This is a genomic window from Cellulophaga baltica 18, assembly GCF_000468615.2.
Taxonomy (GTDB): Bacteria; Bacteroidota; Bacteroidia; order Flavobacteriales; family Flavobacteriaceae; genus Cellulophaga; species Cellulophaga baltica.
The window spans coordinates 1,776,819-1,796,253 of the sequence record NZ_CP009976.1 but is presented as its reverse complement, the minus strand read 5'-3'; the positions used below and the strand labels follow the sequence as shown (position 1 = coordinate 1,796,253).

13 protein-coding genes and 1 tRNA gene are annotated in these 19,435 nt (G+C 36.5%); 3 read left to right on the top strand and 11 right to left on the bottom strand.

Going from position 1 to position 19,435, the window contains the following annotated elements:
• Positions 1–10 precede the first annotated feature (10 nt).
• From M666_RS07625 to M666_RS07610, 4 genes are read right to left on the bottom strand one after another with little or no spacing between them, the layout of a single operon-like run.
• Positions 11–532, bottom strand: a complete 522-nt coding sequence (locus M666_RS07625; protein WP_024481867.1) for a DUF3341 domain-containing protein — start codon at positions 530–532, stop codon at positions 11–13.
• Positions 533–534: 2 nt separating this feature from the next.
• Positions 535–2,262 carry a helix-hairpin-helix domain-containing protein gene (gene nrfD, locus M666_RS07620; RefSeq protein WP_024481868.1) on the bottom strand — a complete coding sequence of 576 codons (1,728 nt, stop codon included), beginning with the start codon at positions 2,260–2,262 and terminating at the stop codon, positions 535–537.
• Positions 2,263–2,299: 37 nt separating this feature from the next.
• Positions 2,300–5,446, bottom strand: a complete 3,147-nt coding sequence (locus M666_RS07615) for a TAT-variant-translocated molybdopterin oxidoreductase (RefSeq protein WP_029447146.1) — start codon at positions 5,444–5,446, stop codon at positions 2,300–2,302.
• Positions 5,447–5,485: 39 nt separating this feature from the next.
• Positions 5,486–6,820, bottom strand: coding sequence for a c-type cytochrome (locus tag M666_RS07610; RefSeq protein WP_024481870.1), 1,335 nt, complete (start codon positions 6,818–6,820; stop codon positions 5,486–5,488).
• Between the two features lie 230 nt (positions 6,821–7,050).
• On the opposite strand from M666_RS07610, the gene M666_RS07605 reads away from it, so the two are divergent.
• On the top strand, positions 7,051–7,410 hold the full coding sequence (locus M666_RS07605) for a hypothetical protein (protein WP_024481871.1): 360 nt from the start codon (positions 7,051–7,053) through the stop codon (positions 7,408–7,410).
• 78 nt (positions 7,411–7,488) lie between these two features.
• On the opposite strand, the gene infB is transcribed toward M666_RS07605, so the two are convergent.
• The 4 genes from infB to M666_RS07585 all read right to left on the bottom strand — a co-directional run bounded on the left by infB (position 7,489) and on the right by M666_RS07585 (position 12,351).
• On the bottom strand, positions 7,489–10,341 hold the full coding sequence (gene infB, locus M666_RS07600; RefSeq protein WP_029447147.1) for a translation initiation factor IF-2: 2,853 nt from the start codon (positions 10,339–10,341) through the stop codon (positions 7,489–7,491).
• 43 nt (positions 10,342–10,384) lie between these two features.
• Complete coding sequence (gene nusA, locus M666_RS07595; protein ID WP_024481873.1) at positions 10,385–11,617, bottom strand: transcription termination factor NusA; 1,233 nt, start codon at positions 11,615–11,617, stop codon at positions 10,385–10,387.
• A gap of 12 nt (positions 11,618–11,629) precedes the next feature.
• On the bottom strand, positions 11,630–12,091 hold the full coding sequence (gene rimP, locus M666_RS07590) for a ribosome assembly cofactor RimP (RefSeq protein ID WP_024481874.1): 462 nt from the start codon (positions 12,089–12,091) through the stop codon (positions 11,630–11,632).
• A gap of 188 nt (positions 12,092–12,279) precedes the next feature.
• Positions 12,280–12,351 (bottom strand) — tRNA-Gln (locus tag M666_RS07585).
• A 167-nt stretch (positions 12,352–12,518) separates the two neighbouring features.
• Between M666_RS07585 and M666_RS07580 the strand changes: the two genes are divergently transcribed.
• Entirely contained in the window at positions 12,519–15,893 is a 3,375-nt protein-coding gene (locus M666_RS07580) for a glycosyltransferase family 117 protein (RefSeq protein WP_029447148.1), read from the top strand.
• A 59-nt stretch (positions 15,894–15,952) separates the two neighbouring features.
• On the opposite strand, the gene M666_RS07575 is transcribed toward M666_RS07580, so the two are convergent.
• The 3 genes from M666_RS07575 to M666_RS07565 form a co-directional block, all read right to left on the bottom strand.
• Positions 15,953–16,249 carry a thioredoxin family protein gene (locus M666_RS07575; protein WP_024481876.1) on the bottom strand — a complete coding sequence of 99 codons (297 nt, stop codon included), beginning with the start codon at positions 16,247–16,249 and terminating at the stop codon, positions 15,953–15,955.
• 93 nt (positions 16,250–16,342) lie between these two features.
• Entirely contained in the window at positions 16,343–17,572 is a 1,230-nt protein-coding gene (locus M666_RS07570) for a metallophosphoesterase (protein ID WP_025615945.1), read from the bottom strand.
• A 58-nt stretch (positions 17,573–17,630) separates the two neighbouring features.
• Positions 17,631–18,353 carry a copper homeostasis protein CutC gene (locus M666_RS07565; RefSeq protein WP_024481878.1) on the bottom strand — a complete coding sequence of 241 codons (723 nt, stop codon included), beginning with the start codon at positions 18,351–18,353 and terminating at the stop codon, positions 17,631–17,633.
• A 43-nt stretch (positions 18,354–18,396) separates the two neighbouring features.
• On the opposite strand from M666_RS07565, the gene M666_RS07560 reads away from it, so the two are divergent.
• Entirely contained in the window at positions 18,397–19,386 is a 990-nt protein-coding gene (locus M666_RS07560) for an isoaspartyl peptidase/L-asparaginase family protein (RefSeq protein WP_029447149.1), read from the top strand.
• Positions 19,387–19,435 lie beyond the last annotated feature (49 nt).

Sequence of the window (19,435 nt, the reverse complement as noted above, 5' to 3'; positions counted from 1 at the left end):
ATCTCTTAGACTACTTTTCTGAAATATTAATCTCAACTGCTCCCGTTTCAGCTAACAATTGCCATAATTCATCTTCATTATTATGGATTTCAATTTCCATTAAAAAATGATCATCAGTGGTTCTTTTATCTGGATTTTCAGCTTCTTTGAAAGGCCATAATTTACTTCTCATATAAAAAGTAATTACCATTAAATGCGCCGCAAAAAACACTGTAAGTTCAAACATAATAGGAACAAAAGCTGGCATATTTTCTAAATAGCTAAAACTTGGCTTACCACCAATGTCTTGTGGCCAATCTTCAATCATGATGAAATTCATCATCGTGGTTGCTACTGCAAGACCAATACACCCATAGATAAACGCTGTAATAGCTATTCTAGTTGGCGCAAGACCCATTGCTTTGTCTAGCCCGTGAACTGGGAAAGGACAATAAACCTCTTCAATATGATGCTTAGCTTCTTTTACTTTCTTTACAGCGTGCATTAACACGTCATCATCTGTATAAAGTGCATGTATAACTTTAGATGCCATATCTACTTATTGTTATTTAAAATCTTAGCTTGACCTGCCCAATCATCTCTCTGTGCTCTTCCTGGGAAAGAACCTGTAATTGAATCTAACAAATCATATTCTTTTTCTGTCATCTTACTCACCTGAGAAAACTTAAATATACCAATCTGGTTTAACGTTTTTTCCATTTGAGGTCCAATACCTTTTACTTCTTTTAAATCATCCGGAGTTTCCGTTGCCGGATCAAATACCCCCAAAGAACTCAACAATGAAGAAACTTGCTCTTTATCTGCCGCTATAGGCAAAGACTTATCTTCTACTACTGGTCTTTTAGATGGAACTATTTGCTTTACTTCATATAAAGGCTTCCCAGCATCACGAAGTAATTTATACTTCTCACCGGAAGCTTTCATAATAGACTTCACCTCCGCTTGTGCAATTACAGGGAATGTTCTTGCATATAATAAGAATAACACAAAGAAAAACCCGATAGTACCAATAAAAATACCTATATCTACAAACGTAGGAGAGAACATTGTCCAAGAAGATGGCAAGTAATCACGGTGTAATGAAGTTACGATAATTACGAAACGCTCAAACCACATTCCTATGTTTACTACAATAGAGATAAAGAAAGAGAACAAGATACTCGTACGTAATTTTTTAGACCACATGAATTGTGGAGAAAACACATTACAAGTCATCATTGACCAATAAGCCCAAGCGTAAGGTCCTGTTGCTCTATTCAAGAAAGCATATTGTTCGTATTCCACTCCAGAATACCACGCCATAAATAACTCTGTAATATAAGCACAACCTACGATAGAACCCGTTAACATAATAACGATATTCATTAACTCAATATGCTGTAATGTAATATAGTCTTCCATATTACACACTTTTCTCATAATAATAAGAAGGGTGTTTACCATTGCAAATCCAGAGAAAATAGCTCCTGCAACGAAATATGGAGGGAAGATTGTTGTATGCCATCCTGGAATTACCGAAGTAGCAAAATCAAAAGATACAATCGTGTGTACAGAAAGTACTAATGGAGTAGCTAATCCAGCCAATACCAAGGAAACTTCCTCAAAACGTTGCCAATCTTTTGCTCTACCTGTCCAACCGAAACTTAACAAGCTATATATTTTAACTTGGAAAGGCTTTACAGCTCTATCACGTATCATCGCAAAATCTGGCAATAAACCTGTCCACCAGAATACAAGTGACACAGATAAATACGTAGAAATTGCAAATACATCCCAAAGTAGTGGTGAGTTAAAGTTTACCCATAAGGAACCAAATTGGTTTGGAATTGGCAAAACCCAATATGCTAACCATGGACGACCCATGTGAATAATTGGAAATAAACCCGCCTGAACTACAGAGAAGATGGTCATAGCTTCCGCAGAACGGTTAATTGCCATTCTCCATTTTTGACGGAATAAGAGTAGTACTGCAGAAATTAATGTTCCTGCATGACCAATACCAACCCACCAAACGAAGTTAGTAATATCCCATGCCCATCCAACTGTTTTGTTTAATCCCCAGGTACCAATACCTGTAGATACGGTGTAAAGAATACAACCAATACCCCAAAGGAAAGCTACTAATGCAATAGAAAATACAATCCACCATTGCTTATTGGCTCTACCTTCGACAGGAGCTGCGATATCCACAGAAATGTCATGGTAGCTTTTATCTCCAAGTACAAGTGGTTTTCTAATAGGTGCTTCGTAATGCGACGCCATATTTTATATTATAGTTACGTTGATCTTATATTTACTTTTATGCTTCTTCTGTATTCCTAACCTTAACATGATAGAAAACATTAGGTTTAGTACCTATATGCTCTAACAAGTGATACATACGATTGCTTTCCTTCAACTCAGCAATCTCACTTCCCTTGTCATTAATATCACCAAAGACCATTGCACCACTACTACATGCAGCAGAACAAGCTGTTTGGAACTCACCATCCTTAACCACTCTACCATCTCTTTTAGCATCAAGAATAGTCTTTTGTGTTTTTTGCATACACATAGAACATTTCTCCATAACACCTCTGGAACGTACAGTAACATCTGGATTAATAACCATTTTACCTAAATCATTATTCATGTGATAATCAAACTCGTCATTATTGTTATATAAGAACCAGTTAAATCTACGCACTTTATAAGGACAGTTGTTTGCACAATATCTTGTACCTACACAACGGTTATAAGCCATATGGTTTTGACCCTGACGACCATGCGATGTTGCAGCAACAGGACAAACAGTCTCACAAGGAGCATGATTACAATGTTGACACATTACAGGTTGAAAAGCAACTTGCGGATTAGAAGAAGGATCTTCTAACTCCCCAAAACCTCCTAATGAACCCTTATCACCAGTTAAGCCATCAAATTCATCTTTCTTTACATTATCACCTTCAAAAGTATCTTCAGAAGAATAATACCTATCAATACGCAACCAGTGCATATCTCTCGATAGACGAACTTCATTCTTTCCTACCACAGGCACGTTATTTTCTGCGTGACATGCAATTACACATGATCCACAACCCGTACATGCATTTAAATCAATAGATAAGTTAAAATGATGACCGATTGAACGATCAAAACTATCCCATAAATCTACAGATGTTGCAGCAACCTCTTGATGATCTAAAGAAACAACTGGCTGAACATTCCACTCAGCAGCATCTTTAGTATTAAATATCTCTAAGGTAGTTTCCTTAATAATATCCCCTCTACCCATTAGTGTTTTATGCAACTGCACACAAGCAAACTCATGATTACCAGCTACCTTTTCTATACTAATAGATTGGATATTAGAAAAACCTTTATACAATGCATAGGCATTTACACCTGTTTGCATCTCCTCTTTTAAACCTTCTTTTTTACCGTAACCAAAAGACAAACCGACAGAACCAAGTGCCTGACCTGGCTGAATAATTACTGGCACGTTACTAACAGCAACACCGTCTACCGTAATTTTAGCATAACTACCGTCTAGACCACCATTTGCAACATTCTCATTTACAAATCCTAATTTTTCCGCATCAGCTTTAGAAACAGTTACATAGTTATCCCAAGATACACGTGTAATTGGATCTGGAAACTCTTGCAGCCATGGGTTGTTCGCCATTTGACCATCACCCATACCCGTCTTAGGATATAACACCATTTCCATTCCCGAAGTATCAGCAGAAGCTAAGCTTCTTAAGGCTGACGCCAAAGGAACAGTCTCTACCTGTACAACTTCCTCTTCCGCTACAGGAGCCTCCATTGCAAGAACAGGAGCAGCAACGCTCTCTACCAATTCTTCAATTACAGAAGACTTAGCTCCTACATAAAAACCATCGTGTAATGCTTGATTCCAATCACTAGAACCTAATACAGACGAAGTCCACGTTTCTTTAATATAATCATAATACGCTTGATCACTACCCATCCAAGTTAATAGAGAAGATTGAAATTGGCGCGTATCAAATAATTCTTTTATTGCAGGTTGAACCAAACCATAATGTCCTTTTTTCATTTGAACATCACCCCAAGATTCTAAATAATGAGGAGCAGCAGCAACATAATTTACGTTTGCTGTTGTTTCATTATTTGTAACTGAAAAACTTAACGATAAATCTACCTTCTTAAGTCCATCTACAAAATCAGATGAATTTGGCAATGAATACACAGGATTCACACCATCCATGATCAAAGCACCTACTCTACCTGCTTTCATTTCTGAAATAAGAGCATTTACAGCCGTAACATTACCTTGACGAATATACTTAGGAGCAACCGCATCAAAAGCAACACTACCTAGCATTTCATTTATAGCTAAAACAACAGCTTGGGCATTTTCATCATCCAAACCAGTTACCACAACTGCTTTAGATCTTGATTTATTAATTTGAGCTACCGCTAAATCCAAGGCCTTATTTACACTATCACTAACCTCTCCACCAACAGATGAATTATTTAGTTTAGCATATAATTTAGCCAAAGCTATTTTTTGCTGACTAGGCTTTAACGCTATTCTATTATCTGCATTTGCTCCAGCAAGAGACATATTAGACTCAAACTGAATATGCTTAGACATTTTACCTTTTTGAGGAACTCTTCCTTTTGAATAGCCACTATCATAGCCACCACCTTGCCAATCTCCTAAGATATCAGCACCGAAAGAAACAATCACTTCCGCTTTAGAAAAATCATAATCCGCCAAAGCTCTTTCACCATACTTTGCCTGAAAAGCATTTAAAGCAGCCTCTTCAGAAATTGCATCATAGGTTACATGATTTACATTTCCGTAAGCCTCTTTAAACTCACCAACTAGTTTTGAGGTAGACGGACTTGCATACGTCTGCGTCAATAAAGCAATTTGCTTTCCTGAATTCTTTAATGAATTCAATTTACTTTTTACAGCAGCATCTAAATCTCCCCAACTAACAGCTTCACCATTAGCTAAAGGACCCTGAAGACGCGTACTATCATACAAGTTTAAAACCGATGCATTAACACGCGCATTTGCACTACCGTTAACAGCCGCATCTGAATTATTATGTATTGAAATAGGACGACCCTCTCTTGTTCTTACTAAAACACTAGCAAAATCAAAACCATTAGCAATAGTTGTTGCATAATGATTAGCTACACCAGGAATAATACTTTCCGGTTGCACTACATAAGGAATAGACTTAACAACTGGTCCCTCACAGGCTGCTAATGTAGCAGCTGCGGTACTAAAACCAACATATTTCAAGAAATCCCTTCTGTTTGTTGATGAAGAAGCTAAATTATCTTTATCTCCTAAAAACTCATCAACAGGAATATCCTGAACAAACTCATTATGTCTTAGCGTCTCAACAATGGAATCGTTAGGATTTAACTCCGCTTCGCTTTTCCAATATTTTTTGTTTGATGCCATACGTATATCTCTGAAATTATCTCTTCTTGTTAAAACCTATTAATAGTGACATTTACCACATTCCAATCCACCCATTTGAGCAGCTGTAAGTGACTCTACACCATATTTTTTCGAAAGCTCCGCATGAATCTTATCATAATATTCATTTCCTTCAACTTTCACGTTTGTCTCTCTGTGACAATTAATACACCAACCCATTGTTAATGGAGAGAATTGTTGCATAATTTCCATTTCCTCTACTGGTCCGTGACATGTTTGACATTCTATACCAGCAACAGAAACGTGTTGAGAGTGATTGAAGTAAGCAAAATCAGGTAAATTGTGAATTCTTACCCATTCCACAGGCTTACTATCTCCAGTATATTTTTGATTTTCTTCATCCCAACCAACAGCTTTATACAACTTCTTAATCTCACCAGTGTAAAACTCATTCGTATACCCATTAGCCAAATCTTCCTGAGAAGGACCTTCTGGATTCCCTGTATATTCTGAAATAGATTTATGACAATTCATACACACATTCAAAGAAGGAATCCCTGAATGCTTAGATACTCTAGCAGAAGAATGACAATATTTACACTCTATCTTATTATCACCCGCATGCACCTTGTGCGAATAATGTATAGGCTGAACAGGAGCATACCCTTGATCAACACCAACTTGCATCATCCAACCATAAGCGAAGTAAGCCCCGCCTAACAGCAACATAATAACAGACACCAGTACTAAAAATTGATTCTGAGCAAATGCCTTCCAAATCGGCGTATTCTTTTTAGAACTATCTTGCTCCAAAACAACCCCGTTAGCTTCCGCAATTCTTCGCAACGTCTTGTTCACCATGAACAACATCATTACCAATAAACCAAAAACAAGAACAAGAGCCCCAAGAATTATCTCATTAGACAAACCACCCGACTGATTAGATTCTCCACCAGCAGCTACAGCAGCTGTTTGCACAGGAGCAGCAGGAGGCGGTGCAGCAGTATACGCTAATATATTATCAATATCCGCATTAGACAATGTAGGGAAAGCTGTCATAGCCGCCTTGTTATACTCATTGTAAAGCTTATTTGCATAAGCATCACCCGAAGCTATAACACCAGAGCTATTTTTAATCCAAGCATAAATCCAATCTTTACCCAAACCTTCTTCAGACAAACGCTCTTCAACATTTGCTAATGCTGGCCCCGTCATCTTCTTATTTAAGGCATGACATGCAGCACAGTTTTGATTAAATAAAGATTTACCCTTAGCAGCATCACCAGCAGACGCAGTTTCGTCTTGCGAAAACAGGCTCGTTGAAAACAAAAGCCCAATTAATAAACTGACACCTAAAACTTTAGAAAATTGATTGCGGTACGTAACCTTTTTCATATTAAAATTATTTCTTTCAAGATTTTGGCATGATTATTACAACAACCATTTACTGTAACAAATATACACCTCAAAATCGAATGCAAAAATACGACATAGACTTTATTTGCGAAATGTTAAGTTATTTATAATTTACAATTTATACTAATTCTAAATAAAAAGACAGCGCCTAGACTACGCATTAAAAAATTACTTTTGCAACACAACAACAAAACATTTAAAATAGAAGAATGAAAAACATATATTACAGCGCAATATTCCTTCTATGCGCATCCTATACACAAGCCCAAGAAGGCAGTATAAACATTAATCAGGATGGCAACATTCAAAAACTATTAGATATCTACAAAAGCACCGAAGAAGATTCTGATGATTTTCAGATTCAAATCTACAATGGAAGCTTATCTGGAGCCAACAGTAAAAAATCTAATTTGGATGCTGACTTTCCAGATTGGAAAACTAAAATTGACCATGTAGATACTGATTACAGAGTACGCATAAAAGACATCAAAACAGCCTTAGAAGCAGAACGCAAATATCTTGAGGTAAGAAAAAAATATCCAGCAGCAATTATTATAACACCAAAATAACCATCCATTAATTACTTCTGAACACAAACAAAAAAAGACCCAAATGGGTCTTTTTTTTATTTACTATAGTAGAAACTTTTATTTAAGTTTTTTCTTCACAGCTACTTCTTGGAATCCTTCCACGATATCTAGCTCTCTAATATCATTGTAGTTCTTAATCTGCAGACCACAATCATATCCTTTTGAAACTTCCTTCACATCATCCTTGAATCGTTTCAGAGAAGTTAACTCTCCTGTGAATACAACAACACCATCACGGATTAAGCGTATTCCAGCACTTCTAAGAATCTTACCACTAGTTACCATACAACCTGCAATAGTACCTACCTTAGAAATCTTGAATGTTTCTCTAATTTCTGCAGTACCCGTAATTTCTTCCTTCATTTCTGGAGAAAGCATACCTTCCATTGCATCTTTCAAGTCATTAATAGCATCGTAGATAATAGAATACATTCTGATATCTATTTCTTCGTTATCTGCTATTGTACGTGCATTACCCATTGGCCTAACATTAAACCCGATAATAACCGCATCAGAAGCCGAAGCTAACAATACATCAGACTCTGTAATAGGACCCACAGCTTTATGTATAATATTAACCTGAATCTCGGCCGTAGATAATTTCTGGAATGAATCTGTTAATGCCTCTACAGAACCATCAACATCACCCTTAAGAATTATATTCAATTCTTTAAAGTCTCCAAGCGCAATACGTCTACCGATTTCATCCAATGTAATATGACGTTGCGTTCTAACAGACTGCTCACGTAATAACTGACCACGCTTAGCTGCAATTTGCTTTGCTTCACGCTCATCTTCCAATACATTAAATTTATCACCTGCTTGAGGAGCACCGTCTAAACCTAAAATTGATATAGGAGTAGAAGGACCAGCATTTTTAATGCTATTTCCACGCTCATCATGCATTGCTTTAATCTTACCACTACAAGTACCCGCAAGAACGTAATCTCCAATTTTTAAAGATCCAGCCTGAACTAGAACTGTAGAAACATACCCTCTACCTTTATCTAAAAAGGCTTCAACTACTGTACCTGTAGCTAATTTATCTGGATTAGCTTTTAATTCTAATAATTCTGCCTCCAGCAATACTTTTTCTAATAACTCTTTAACCCCTTGACCTGTTTTTGCAGAAATATCATGAGACTGTATCTTACCACCCCAATCCTCTACTAATAGATTCATCTGAGCAAGACCATCTTTGATCTTCTCTACATTAGCCGTAGGCTTATCTACTTTATTTATAGCAAAAACAATTGGCACACCAGCTGCCTGAGCATGACTGATTGCTTCTTTTGTTTGAGGCATGATATCATCATCTGCCGCCACTACAATAATAGCAATATCCGTAACCTGAGCACCACGCGCACGCATCGCTGTAAAGGCTTCGTGACCTGGAGTATCTAAGAAAGCCATTTTTTGACCCCCTTCTAATGTTACTCCGTAAGCTCCAATATGCTGCGTAATACCACCACTTTCACCAGCAATAACATTTTCTTTACGGATATAATCCAATAAAGATGTTTTACCGTGATCCACATGACCCATTACCGTTACAATTGGCGCTCTTTCTTGTAAATCTTCAGGAGCATCAATTTTTTCTTCTATCGCCTCTTCAATTTCCGCTGAAACAAATTCAACTTCGTATCCGAACTCATCTGCAACAATAGACAATGTTTCTGCATCTAAACGCTGATTCATCGTAACCATTATCCCTAATGACATACAAGCAGAGATAATTTGAGTTGTAGAAACATCCATCATCGTTGCTACTTCGTTTGCCGTAACAAACTCTGTAACTTTTAAGATTTTACTTTCCGCTTCTTGCTTCTCAAGATCTTTTTCTGTCTGCTGACGGTGCTGATCTCTTTTATCTCTTCTATACTTAGCCCCTTTTCCTTTTTTAGATTTCCCCTGAAGCTTTTCTAGGGTTTCTCTAACCTGCTTTTGAACATCCTCTTCAGTAGGCTCAACTTTAGCAACAGGATTAAAACGCTGTACAGGACCTCTTCTATTTCCTGGACCACTACCTGGAGGCCTACTAGGACGATTACCTGTATTTGACTGACCAGGGCCAGTAGTATTATTACTTACAATTCTTCTACGACGCTTCTTTTTATCAGCAGCATCATTCTTAGGAGCTTCTTTTTTCTTCTTAGGTTTTTCGAACTTAGAAAGATCAATTTTAGCACCAGTAATTTTAGGACCAGTAAGTTTTTTATATTGTGTCGTGATTGTTTCAGACTCCGCTGTTTTCTCCTCTTCTTTCGGAGCAACAACCTCTTTAGGCTTAGCTTCTTCCTTTTTAACTTCAGCTTTTACCACTGGAGTTGGAGCTGGAGTAACCGCCTTAGGCGCTTTAACTTCCGGCTTAGGCTTATGCTTTGGCGCTAGGTCTATTTTATCAACTACCTTAAATTTAGGTCTATCAGATGCCGAAGCTTTAACCACTTCTGGCTCTTTTTTAACCTCTACTTCAGGAGCTTTTTGCACCGGCTTTTCAACAGGCTTCTCTACCTCTTTTGGTTTTTCTTCTTCCTGCTTTTTGTTTTCTAAATCTATTTTTCCAACAGTTTTAGGACCAGATAATTCGGCTTTACCCCTAATTACCTGCTCAGCAGCGGCTCTCTTTTCTCTTTCGACTCTTCTATCTTCTTGCTCTTGTTCTAGCTGTTGACGAATTGCTTCTTTTTCTTTCCGCTTTTCTTCTCCAACTTCCTTAGATGCAACTTTTTTGCTCATGTCCGTCTGGAACTCATCCAAAAGAACTTGATACACCTCATTAGAAATTTTAGTGGTAGGCCTTGCGTCCACATCGTGACCTTTGGAACCCAAAAAATCTACCGCCCTGTCGAGTGAAATGTTTAGTTCCCTTAGGACTTTATTAAGTCTTATTGTTGCATTATCTGCCATAAATACTTGTTACTATACTTATAAATTTCTGCTAATATATAGCTTAATCTGCTAATTCCTCTTTTAAGATACGCACAACTTCTACAATTGTCTCTTCTTCTAAATCGGTACGCTTCACCAAGTCATCAACATCTTGCTCCAAAACGCTACGAGCAGTGTCCATTCCTATCTTCTTAAATTCTTCTATAATCCATCCCTCGATTTCGTCAGAGAATTCTGTTAACTCAACATCTTCCTCTACTCCTTCACGGAATACATCTATCTCATAACCAGTCAATTGACCCGCTAATCTAATATTATGACCTCCACGCCCAATAGCTTTAGAAACCTCTTCAGGTCTTAAATAAACTTGAGCTGTCATTTTCTCGTCATCCAACTTTACAGAAGAAACACGAGCAGGACTTAATGCTCTTGTTACTAAAAGTTGTGGATTACTAGTCCAGTTGATAACATCTATATTTTCATTCCCTAATTCTCTAACGATACCATGTATACGAGAACCTTTCATACCCACACAAGCCCCTACTGGATCAATACGGTCATCATAAGAGTCCACAGCAACTTTTGCCTTTTCACCTGGAATACGAACTACTTTCTTAACAGTAATTAAACCATCAAAAACCTCTGGAATTTCCTGAAAGAATAATTGCTCTAAAAATGCAGGTGCAGTTCTAGACATTACAATTACAGGTTTATTTCCTTTTAATTCTACACTTTCGATAACACCACGCACATTATCACCTTTTCTAAAGAAATCTGAAGGTATCTGCTTATCCTTTGGAAGAATAACCTCATTACCTTCATCATCTAATAAGATAACAACTTTATGTCTAATATGATGTACTTCTGCCGTATATAACTCACCCTCTAAATCTTTAAAGTGCTTGTATATGGTTGTATTATCATGTTCATGGATTTTAGAAATTAAATTCTGGCGAAGTGCTAAAATTGCTCTTCTCCCTAATTGAATTAACTTAACTTCTTCAGAAACATCTTCACCAACCTCAAAATCAGGCTCAATCTTACGAGCTTCTGTTAATGAAATTTCTTCATTAGGCTCTTCTACCTCACCATCCTCTACTACAACTCTATTTCTCCAAATCTCTAAATCCCCTTTATCAGGATTAATAATGATATCAAAGTTATCATCAGAACCAAATTTCTTTTTTAGAGCGTTTCTAAAAACATCCTCTAAAATCGCCATTAGCGTTACTCTATCAATGAATTTATCGTCTTTAAATTCTGAAAAAGATTCGATCAGCGCTATATTTTCCATGTTGACCTACAATTAAAATTTTATAATAACTTTTGCTTCTTGAATATCAGAAAAATTAAATTCTTGCTTTTTCTGAACTGTAACTTTACCCTTACCTACTGGCTTTGGTTCTCTAGCTTTCCACTCTAAAGTAATTCCTTGATCGTTCGCTGCTGTTAAAATCCCTTCAAATTTACCATCTAAAGTTTTTACTTCCAACTCTCTACCGATATTCTTTTTATATTGCCTCGGCATAACCATTGGCGTAGTCGCCCCAACAGAAGCTACTTCCAAAGAAAAATCTTCTTCCTCACGATCTAAACTTTGATCAATTGCCCTACTAATTGCTATACAATCTGTTAAATTAACTCCTGCATCGCCATCTAGAATAATATTTATTTTATTAGCAGGCCCTATCGTAAAATCAATCAAAAAAAGTGACTCATTTTCCTTCAAAGCATCCTCTAACAACCCTAAAACTTTCTCTTTAAACATAAACTTAAGCAATAAAAGAGGGGACAAATTGTCCCCTCGTATATACTATTGATTCTTACAGTCTTGCAAATATATAACTTTTTTAAACATTAAGCACATATACTTACGATATAAGATTTAACAATTGAAACAATTTTAAAAAAAAATTCCCTGCTCTTTTCAAAAGCAGGGAATTTATTAAATTTCTGTTGGTCCACAAGGACTCGAACCTTGAATGACGGTACCAAAAACCGGAGTGTTGCCAATTACACCATGGACCATTACCTTTAAAAGCGGTGCAAATTTACAACAAAGTTTGACATCCGCAAACATTTTTAAAAATAAATTTAAAAAAATATTACTTCGAGGTGTTAAACCTTTATAAAAAAATGAATTACATATCTATATTAATTACTAAATTCGCCGTAATTGGTAAAATACACAACACATGTTTTCTAAAAATTTTGAGAAATGGGATTCCATTTTAGGATGGACTGCTTTTTCTATTGCCTTAATAACTTATTGGATTACCGTTGAACCCACTGGAAGTTTCTGGGATGCTGGAGAATACATCACTACTGCAGCAAAATTACAAGTAGGGCACCCCCCAGGAGCACCATTATTGCAAATGATAGGCGCATTTTTCTCCTTATTTGCTTTGGACGATAATGAAAAAATAGCCTTGATGGTTAATTATGTATCTGGAGTTTCTAGCGCATTTACCATCCTTTTCATGTTTTGGACTATTACCAACCTTACTAAAAAAATTATTTCTAAAGACGAAGTAATCACCAATAGTAAAGCAATAGCAATTTTAGGAAGCGGACTTGTGGGATCTTTAGCTTTTACTTTCTCTGATAGTTTTTGGTTCAATGCCGTAGAAACTGAAGTATACGCTATGGCAAGTTTAATTATGGCGGTATTATTATGGCTTGGATTAAAATGGGTAGACAACTTAGACCAACCAAGAGGCGATAAATGGCTTGTTGTTATAGCTTATGTCGTTGGGTTAACTTTTGGAATTCAGTTTATGGGATTCTTAGCAATCCCTTCTATAGGCTTACTTTATTACTTTAAAACCTATAAAACTACTACCGTAAAGAATTTTTTATTAGCAAATATTATTGTGGTTGCCATATTAATGCTCGTCTATAAATTTTCACTAACCTACATTTTGGTAGCATTTGGATGGAGCGAAGTATTTTTTATAAACACCATTGGTCTTCCTTTTAATTCCGGATCTATTATCATGGGTCTCGTATTCATTACGGTATTCTATCTCGCATTAAACTACACACGTAAAAACAACTTTAAAACAGCAAACACCATAGTGCTTTGTCTAATGTTTTTATTCTTAGGATTTTCTTCTTGGATTATGTTACCGATAAGAGCAAATGCAAAAGTTGTTATCAACGAAAATGACCCATCTGACGCTAGATCTTTACTTGCTTACTACAATAGAGAACAATATCCTGGAGTAGATAGCCCTTTTTATGGCGCATACTTTTCAAATGCCTTTGCCGGACCAGGGGAAGACAAAGATGACAAGCCTAAATATGAAAAAGATGAGAAGGCAGGTAAATACATAATTGTAAATAAATACAAGAATGCTACTCAAGGCCCTAATAAAAAACACATCGGGTTATTACCTAGAATGTGGAGCGAACAGCATGTAGAAAACTACATGCGTTATTTTGGCCCTCTAGAATTTAAAACAAAAACCAATAGCCCTGAACTTGCAGAAGCCGTTAAACAGTTGCGCGAAGGATACTCTAAAGGTGAAATTGATGAAGCCCAATATGCACAGTTCCTAAACAGGTTTAGCGAATATATAGAAGTACAACCACCTTCTATTTGGGACAACATAGAGTATATGTTTGAATTCCAATTCGGATACATGTACTGGCGTTACTTCATGTGGAATTTTACTGGAAAACAAAACGACAAACAAGGGCGATATGATGACAACGGAAACTGGATTAGTGGCATCAACTTCTTAGACGAATTACGCCCATCTATAGGCTCTCAAGACAATTTACCTAGTGATATTCTGAACAATAAAGGTAGAAATACCTATTTCTTCCTACCCTTACTCTTAGGGATCATCGGAATATTATTTCAAATAGGAAAAAATCCAAAACAATTCTGGGTACTACTGATATTCTTCCTGTTTACAGGATTGGCTATTCAATTTTATACGAACCCATATATTTTTCAACCAAGGGAAAGAGATTATTCTCTCGTGGGCTCTTTCTACATCTTTGCACTGTGGATAGGAATAGGGGTCTATGGTATATTTGATGCCTTCAAAAAGATCATCACTCCTAAAATACTTGCTCCAGCAGTAACTGTGGCTTGTTTATTGGCGGCTCCATTTTTAATGGCATACCAAAACTGGGATGACCACGACAGATCAAACAGGTTTACTGCTAAAACTACCGCAAAAGCCTATTTAGAATCTACACAATCAGACGTAGGAGCCATACTATTTACGATAGGTGATAACGACACCTTCCCACTATGGTATGCACAAGAAATTGAAGGCTACCGTACCGATGTTCGTGTCATCAATACAAGTTTATTTGCTACTGACTGGTATATTGACCAAATGAAACGTAAAGCTTACGAAAGTGAAGCCATACCTTCTCAATTAACGCACAAACAATACCGCGTAGGTTCAAGAGATGCCGTATACTACCAAAACGTAGATCATCTTTACAATAAAAACATCTCAGAATCTAGATGGGACATTAAAGCATTCATGGAATGGATTGCAAGTGATGAACCTAGAACAAAGCTTAGAAGTGTTTTAGAAGCTTCTTCTGATCAAGACATCAGCAATTACCCTGAGAATACTCTTGACATTGTTTTCTACCCAACAAACCACATTAGAATACCTGTTAATAAAAAGAATGTTTTAGAAAGCGGTTTAGTAAAAGAAAAAGATTCTGCTTTAATTGTAGACTATATAGATATTGAACTTCCTAAAAGCGCATTACCTAAAAACCGCTTACTTATGTTAGACATTATTGCTAATAATGATTGGAAAAGACCAATCTATTTTTCTGGTGGTAGTTTTGATGATGGCGAATATATTTGGATGAAAGATTACCTACAATTAGATGGTTTGGTATACAAACTGGTTCCTATCAAAACTGAATTTGACAAGCGTTCTTACGAAATGGGCAGAATAGATAGCGAATTAATGTATGATATCGTTAAGAAATGGGAATGGGGTAACTCAGGAAGCTCAGACATTTACCATGATACACAAACACGTATTCAAGGCCTATCTTTTAGAGGAAATATAGCTCGTCTGGTTGAAACACTATTAAATGAGAACAAAATAGAGAAGGCCAAAGAAATGATTGATATCGCTGTAACAAACATGCCAGTTGATTATTACGAATACTACGCATTTGTGGAGCCTTTTGTAGACGGATACTATAAAGTTGGAGAAACTGAAAAAGCTCAAAAATTATACACCCAACTAAAAACCAAATACCAAGAACACTTAGAATATTATGCTACTTTACCTTTAAATGAGCAATATGAAAGATTAAATGACATTATTGCTGACATGGAAGCTTACAACCGTAATGTTGATATTTTAATTCGCAATGGCGACCGTGAGCTTGCAGAGAAGGAGACTATTATTTTCAATGAATACATTGACAAATTTAGTCGCTTTGTCAACGGTAGCGAGGATCCAATCTTAAGAGAAGAAACTCCTACCCTTGTAGATCCTGATTTAATAGATAGTAGTCAAATAGACACTACCTATATCCCAGATCCTGTTGTCACCCCCATTACTCAAGAATAATACACATAAAAAAACCGAGACTTTCATCTCGGTTTTTTTTATGCTTACGCTATTCTCTTTTACAAGTACTCGTTCAAAATACCAATTAAAGTATTTGCGTCTTGTTCTCCACTTTGACGCCAAACCATTTCTCCATTTTTGTAAATAATCAAAGTAGGCAAACCCTTAACCCTTAAGGCTCTAGAAAGCTCCTTGTTCTTATCTACATCAATTTTTATTACTTTTCCTTTATCTCCTAAAGCTGCCGCAACATCACGTAGCACAGGATGCATGGAAGTCGATTGCTCATTCCACTCCGCATAAAAATCTAACAACACGGGAGCGTTAGAATCAATTAGTTCACCAAATTTAGACATACTTAAATGTTAGGATTCGTAAATCAAATGTAAGAAAAAATGTTAAAAAAATAATTTCTTACCATTTTTTGTGTTTTCCTTAGCATTTACATTTTAAGCAATTGCTTTCTTTTTAAGCGTAATTACGGTTATTTCTGGCCAAATTCCTACTCTCCCCGGATACCCCAAAAATCCAAAACCGCGATTCACATTTATAAACTGACCAAGCTCTTTGTATATACCCGCCCAATATTTATAACGCCATTTTATAGGGCTCCATTTAATCCAACCCGGTATTTCTATTCCAAATTGCATACCATGTGTATGACCACTCAAAGTCAAATGATAATGATACTCATCATGAATAACCACATCTTCCCAATGACTTGGATCATGACTTAATAAGATTTTAAAATCGTTTTTATTAATGTTAAGTGCTGCTTTTTTTAAATCTCCCGATTTTTTAAAACCGCCTCTCCCCCAATTCTCAACACCCACTAGCGCAATTTTTGAATTGTTTCGCTCTAAATATCTACTGTCATTCAAAATAAGATCAAATCCCATTTCTTTCTGTATCTTCTTTAAATCATCCAGATTAGCCGCCTTCTCTTCCTCTGTATCCCAATCTACATAATCTCCATAATCGTGATTCCCTAAAACTGAAAACTTGCCATCTGGAGCCTCTAGCGTTGAGAACAAAGCCATCCAAGGTTTCATCTCTTCCGCTTTATTATTCACCATATCTCCCGTAAAAAATAAGACATCACTCTTTTGCTTATTAATCAGATCGATAGCATATGAAATTTTAGTTTCATCATCAAAACTACCACTATGTACATCCGAAATCTGCGTAAGCGTATATCCATCAAAATCATCTGGAAGATCATCAAACTCTAAATTATACTTCAACACCTTAAAATTGTATTTCCCTTTATACATCCCATACAACAAAGACCCAAAAGGTAATGCCGCAATACCTAAGGCTACTAAACTCAAAAAACGCCTACGCTCTGGCAACGTAAACTCACGATCTACGCCAAATATCTTTTGATACATTCCAGAAAAAAATCGGAATATATCTTCTGAAAAAAGAAAAAGTATGGTTATCAGTTGAAACGATAATAACGCCAGAAAGAATCCGAAGGCATAACTTTTAGGCCTACTTAAGACCCTACCGTCCGATGAACCTAACGTAAACTGAAAAATAAAATTTCCAACTACTATAAGAGATATAACTATAAATGTATAATACACCCAAGCATGACGAGATGCTGTTTTAATAGCTTGCAGAGAATAAAAACCTAAAACAAGGTAAATGATAACAAAAACCACGAAACGTAACATAATGCCTTTTTTATACAAAGGTATTTTTATTTAGACGAAGCAGTAACCCATTTAAACATTATTTAACCCTTACCACAATATCTTGTATCGTCCTATAATCTGACACCGGTGTTTTATCTTCATCTAAAAAAGACATAGAGCTCATGCTTAAATTTTTCCTATTGGCATTTTTAGCACGTAATGTGACTCCTGAAAAATGAATAACAGAAAAGCCATTTTCTTTAAATAGAAGCGCATTATCTATTTTGATTCCACTCCCTGGCATGATTACACAGTTTACTGCTTTTTGATTAAGAGCACACAACAAGTCTATTCCCTCTGATGCTTTTTTTTGTTGTCCAGAGCTTAAAATACAATTCACCCCTATTTGCTCCAATTGAAATAAAGCCTCATAAGGATCTTCCACCCAATCAAAAGCACGGTGAAATGTAAAATGCACTCCTTTTGATGCCGCTATTAATTGTTGCGTTCGCTCAATATCAATAGAAAAATCTGGCAGTAATACACCTGAAACAATTCCGTCTACACCCATTTCTATGCAATTTTCCACATCCTTGAGCATCACTTCAAATTCTAAATCAGAATATACAAAATCACCACTCCTAGGCCTGATGAGTACATGAACAGGAATCTTAATATTCTCCCTAACCGCCTTTAGCAATCCCCCAGATGGCGTTAACCCTCCAACCCCTAATTCCACACAAAGTTCAATTCTATCTGCCCCCGCTTTTTCTGCATTTATAGCCGATTCTAAAGAATTAGCACAAACTTCTACCAGCATATTCTTATATTTAAAACTCTAAAGTAACCAACAAGACCATAGTATGCAAAGAAGAAAATTTCTTAAAAAATCGACGATTGCCACCGCTGGATTAATTTCAGCTCCTTTAATTGCCTCCTATAAAGAAGAAGAAGATCCAATATTAAATTCAGCCAATAAAAACATAAAGCCCATTGTAATTGCAACTTGGAATGTAGAAAATGCCACTGCAAAAGCCTGGGAAGTTTTAGTAAACGGAGGCAGCTCTTTAGATGCCGTAGAACAAGGAGTTATGATAGAAGAGGCTGATGAAAACAATCAATCCGTTGGTAAAGGCGGAAGACCAGATCGTGATGGCACCGTAACTTTAGATGCCTGTATTATGGATTCTGAAGGAAATTGCGGCGCAGTACTTTGCATGGAAAACATAATGCACCCTATTTCCGTAGCCCGAAAAGTAATGGAAGATACGCCACATGTAATGCTTGCAGGAAAAGGGGCCGAAAAATTCGCTTATGAAAAAGGCTTTAAAAAAGCGCACTTACTTACCGAAAAATCTAAACAAGAATGGTTGACGTGGAAAAAAACTTCACACTATAAACCCATTGTAAATATAGAAAATCATGATACCATTGGAATGCTTGCTATTGATAGCAAAGGGGCTATTTCTGGCGCGTGCACCACCAGCGGTATGGCTTACAAAATTGCAGGACGGGTTGGCGACTCTCCCATTATTGGCGCTGGCCTTTTTATAGATAATGAAGTAGGAGGCGCAACAGCCACAGGAGTTGGTGAAGAAGTAGTACGCACTGTTGGCAGTTTTTTAATCGTAGAACTTATGCGACAAGGCAAATCTCCCCAGGAAGCCTGCGAAGAGGGTGTTCGAAGAATTATTGCCAAAAACAAAGACAAGCTTAACTTTCAAATCGGATTTATAGCGATAAATAAAAAAGGAGAAACAGGAAGCTATTGCATTCAACCCGGATTTAGCTACAGAACCTATTCTGAAGCTGGGCATGTAAATAATATCCCCGAATCTTATATTAAAGGATAAATTAATAAATTGAATTGGATAATCTTCGTAGTTTTGAAATTCTCGAATT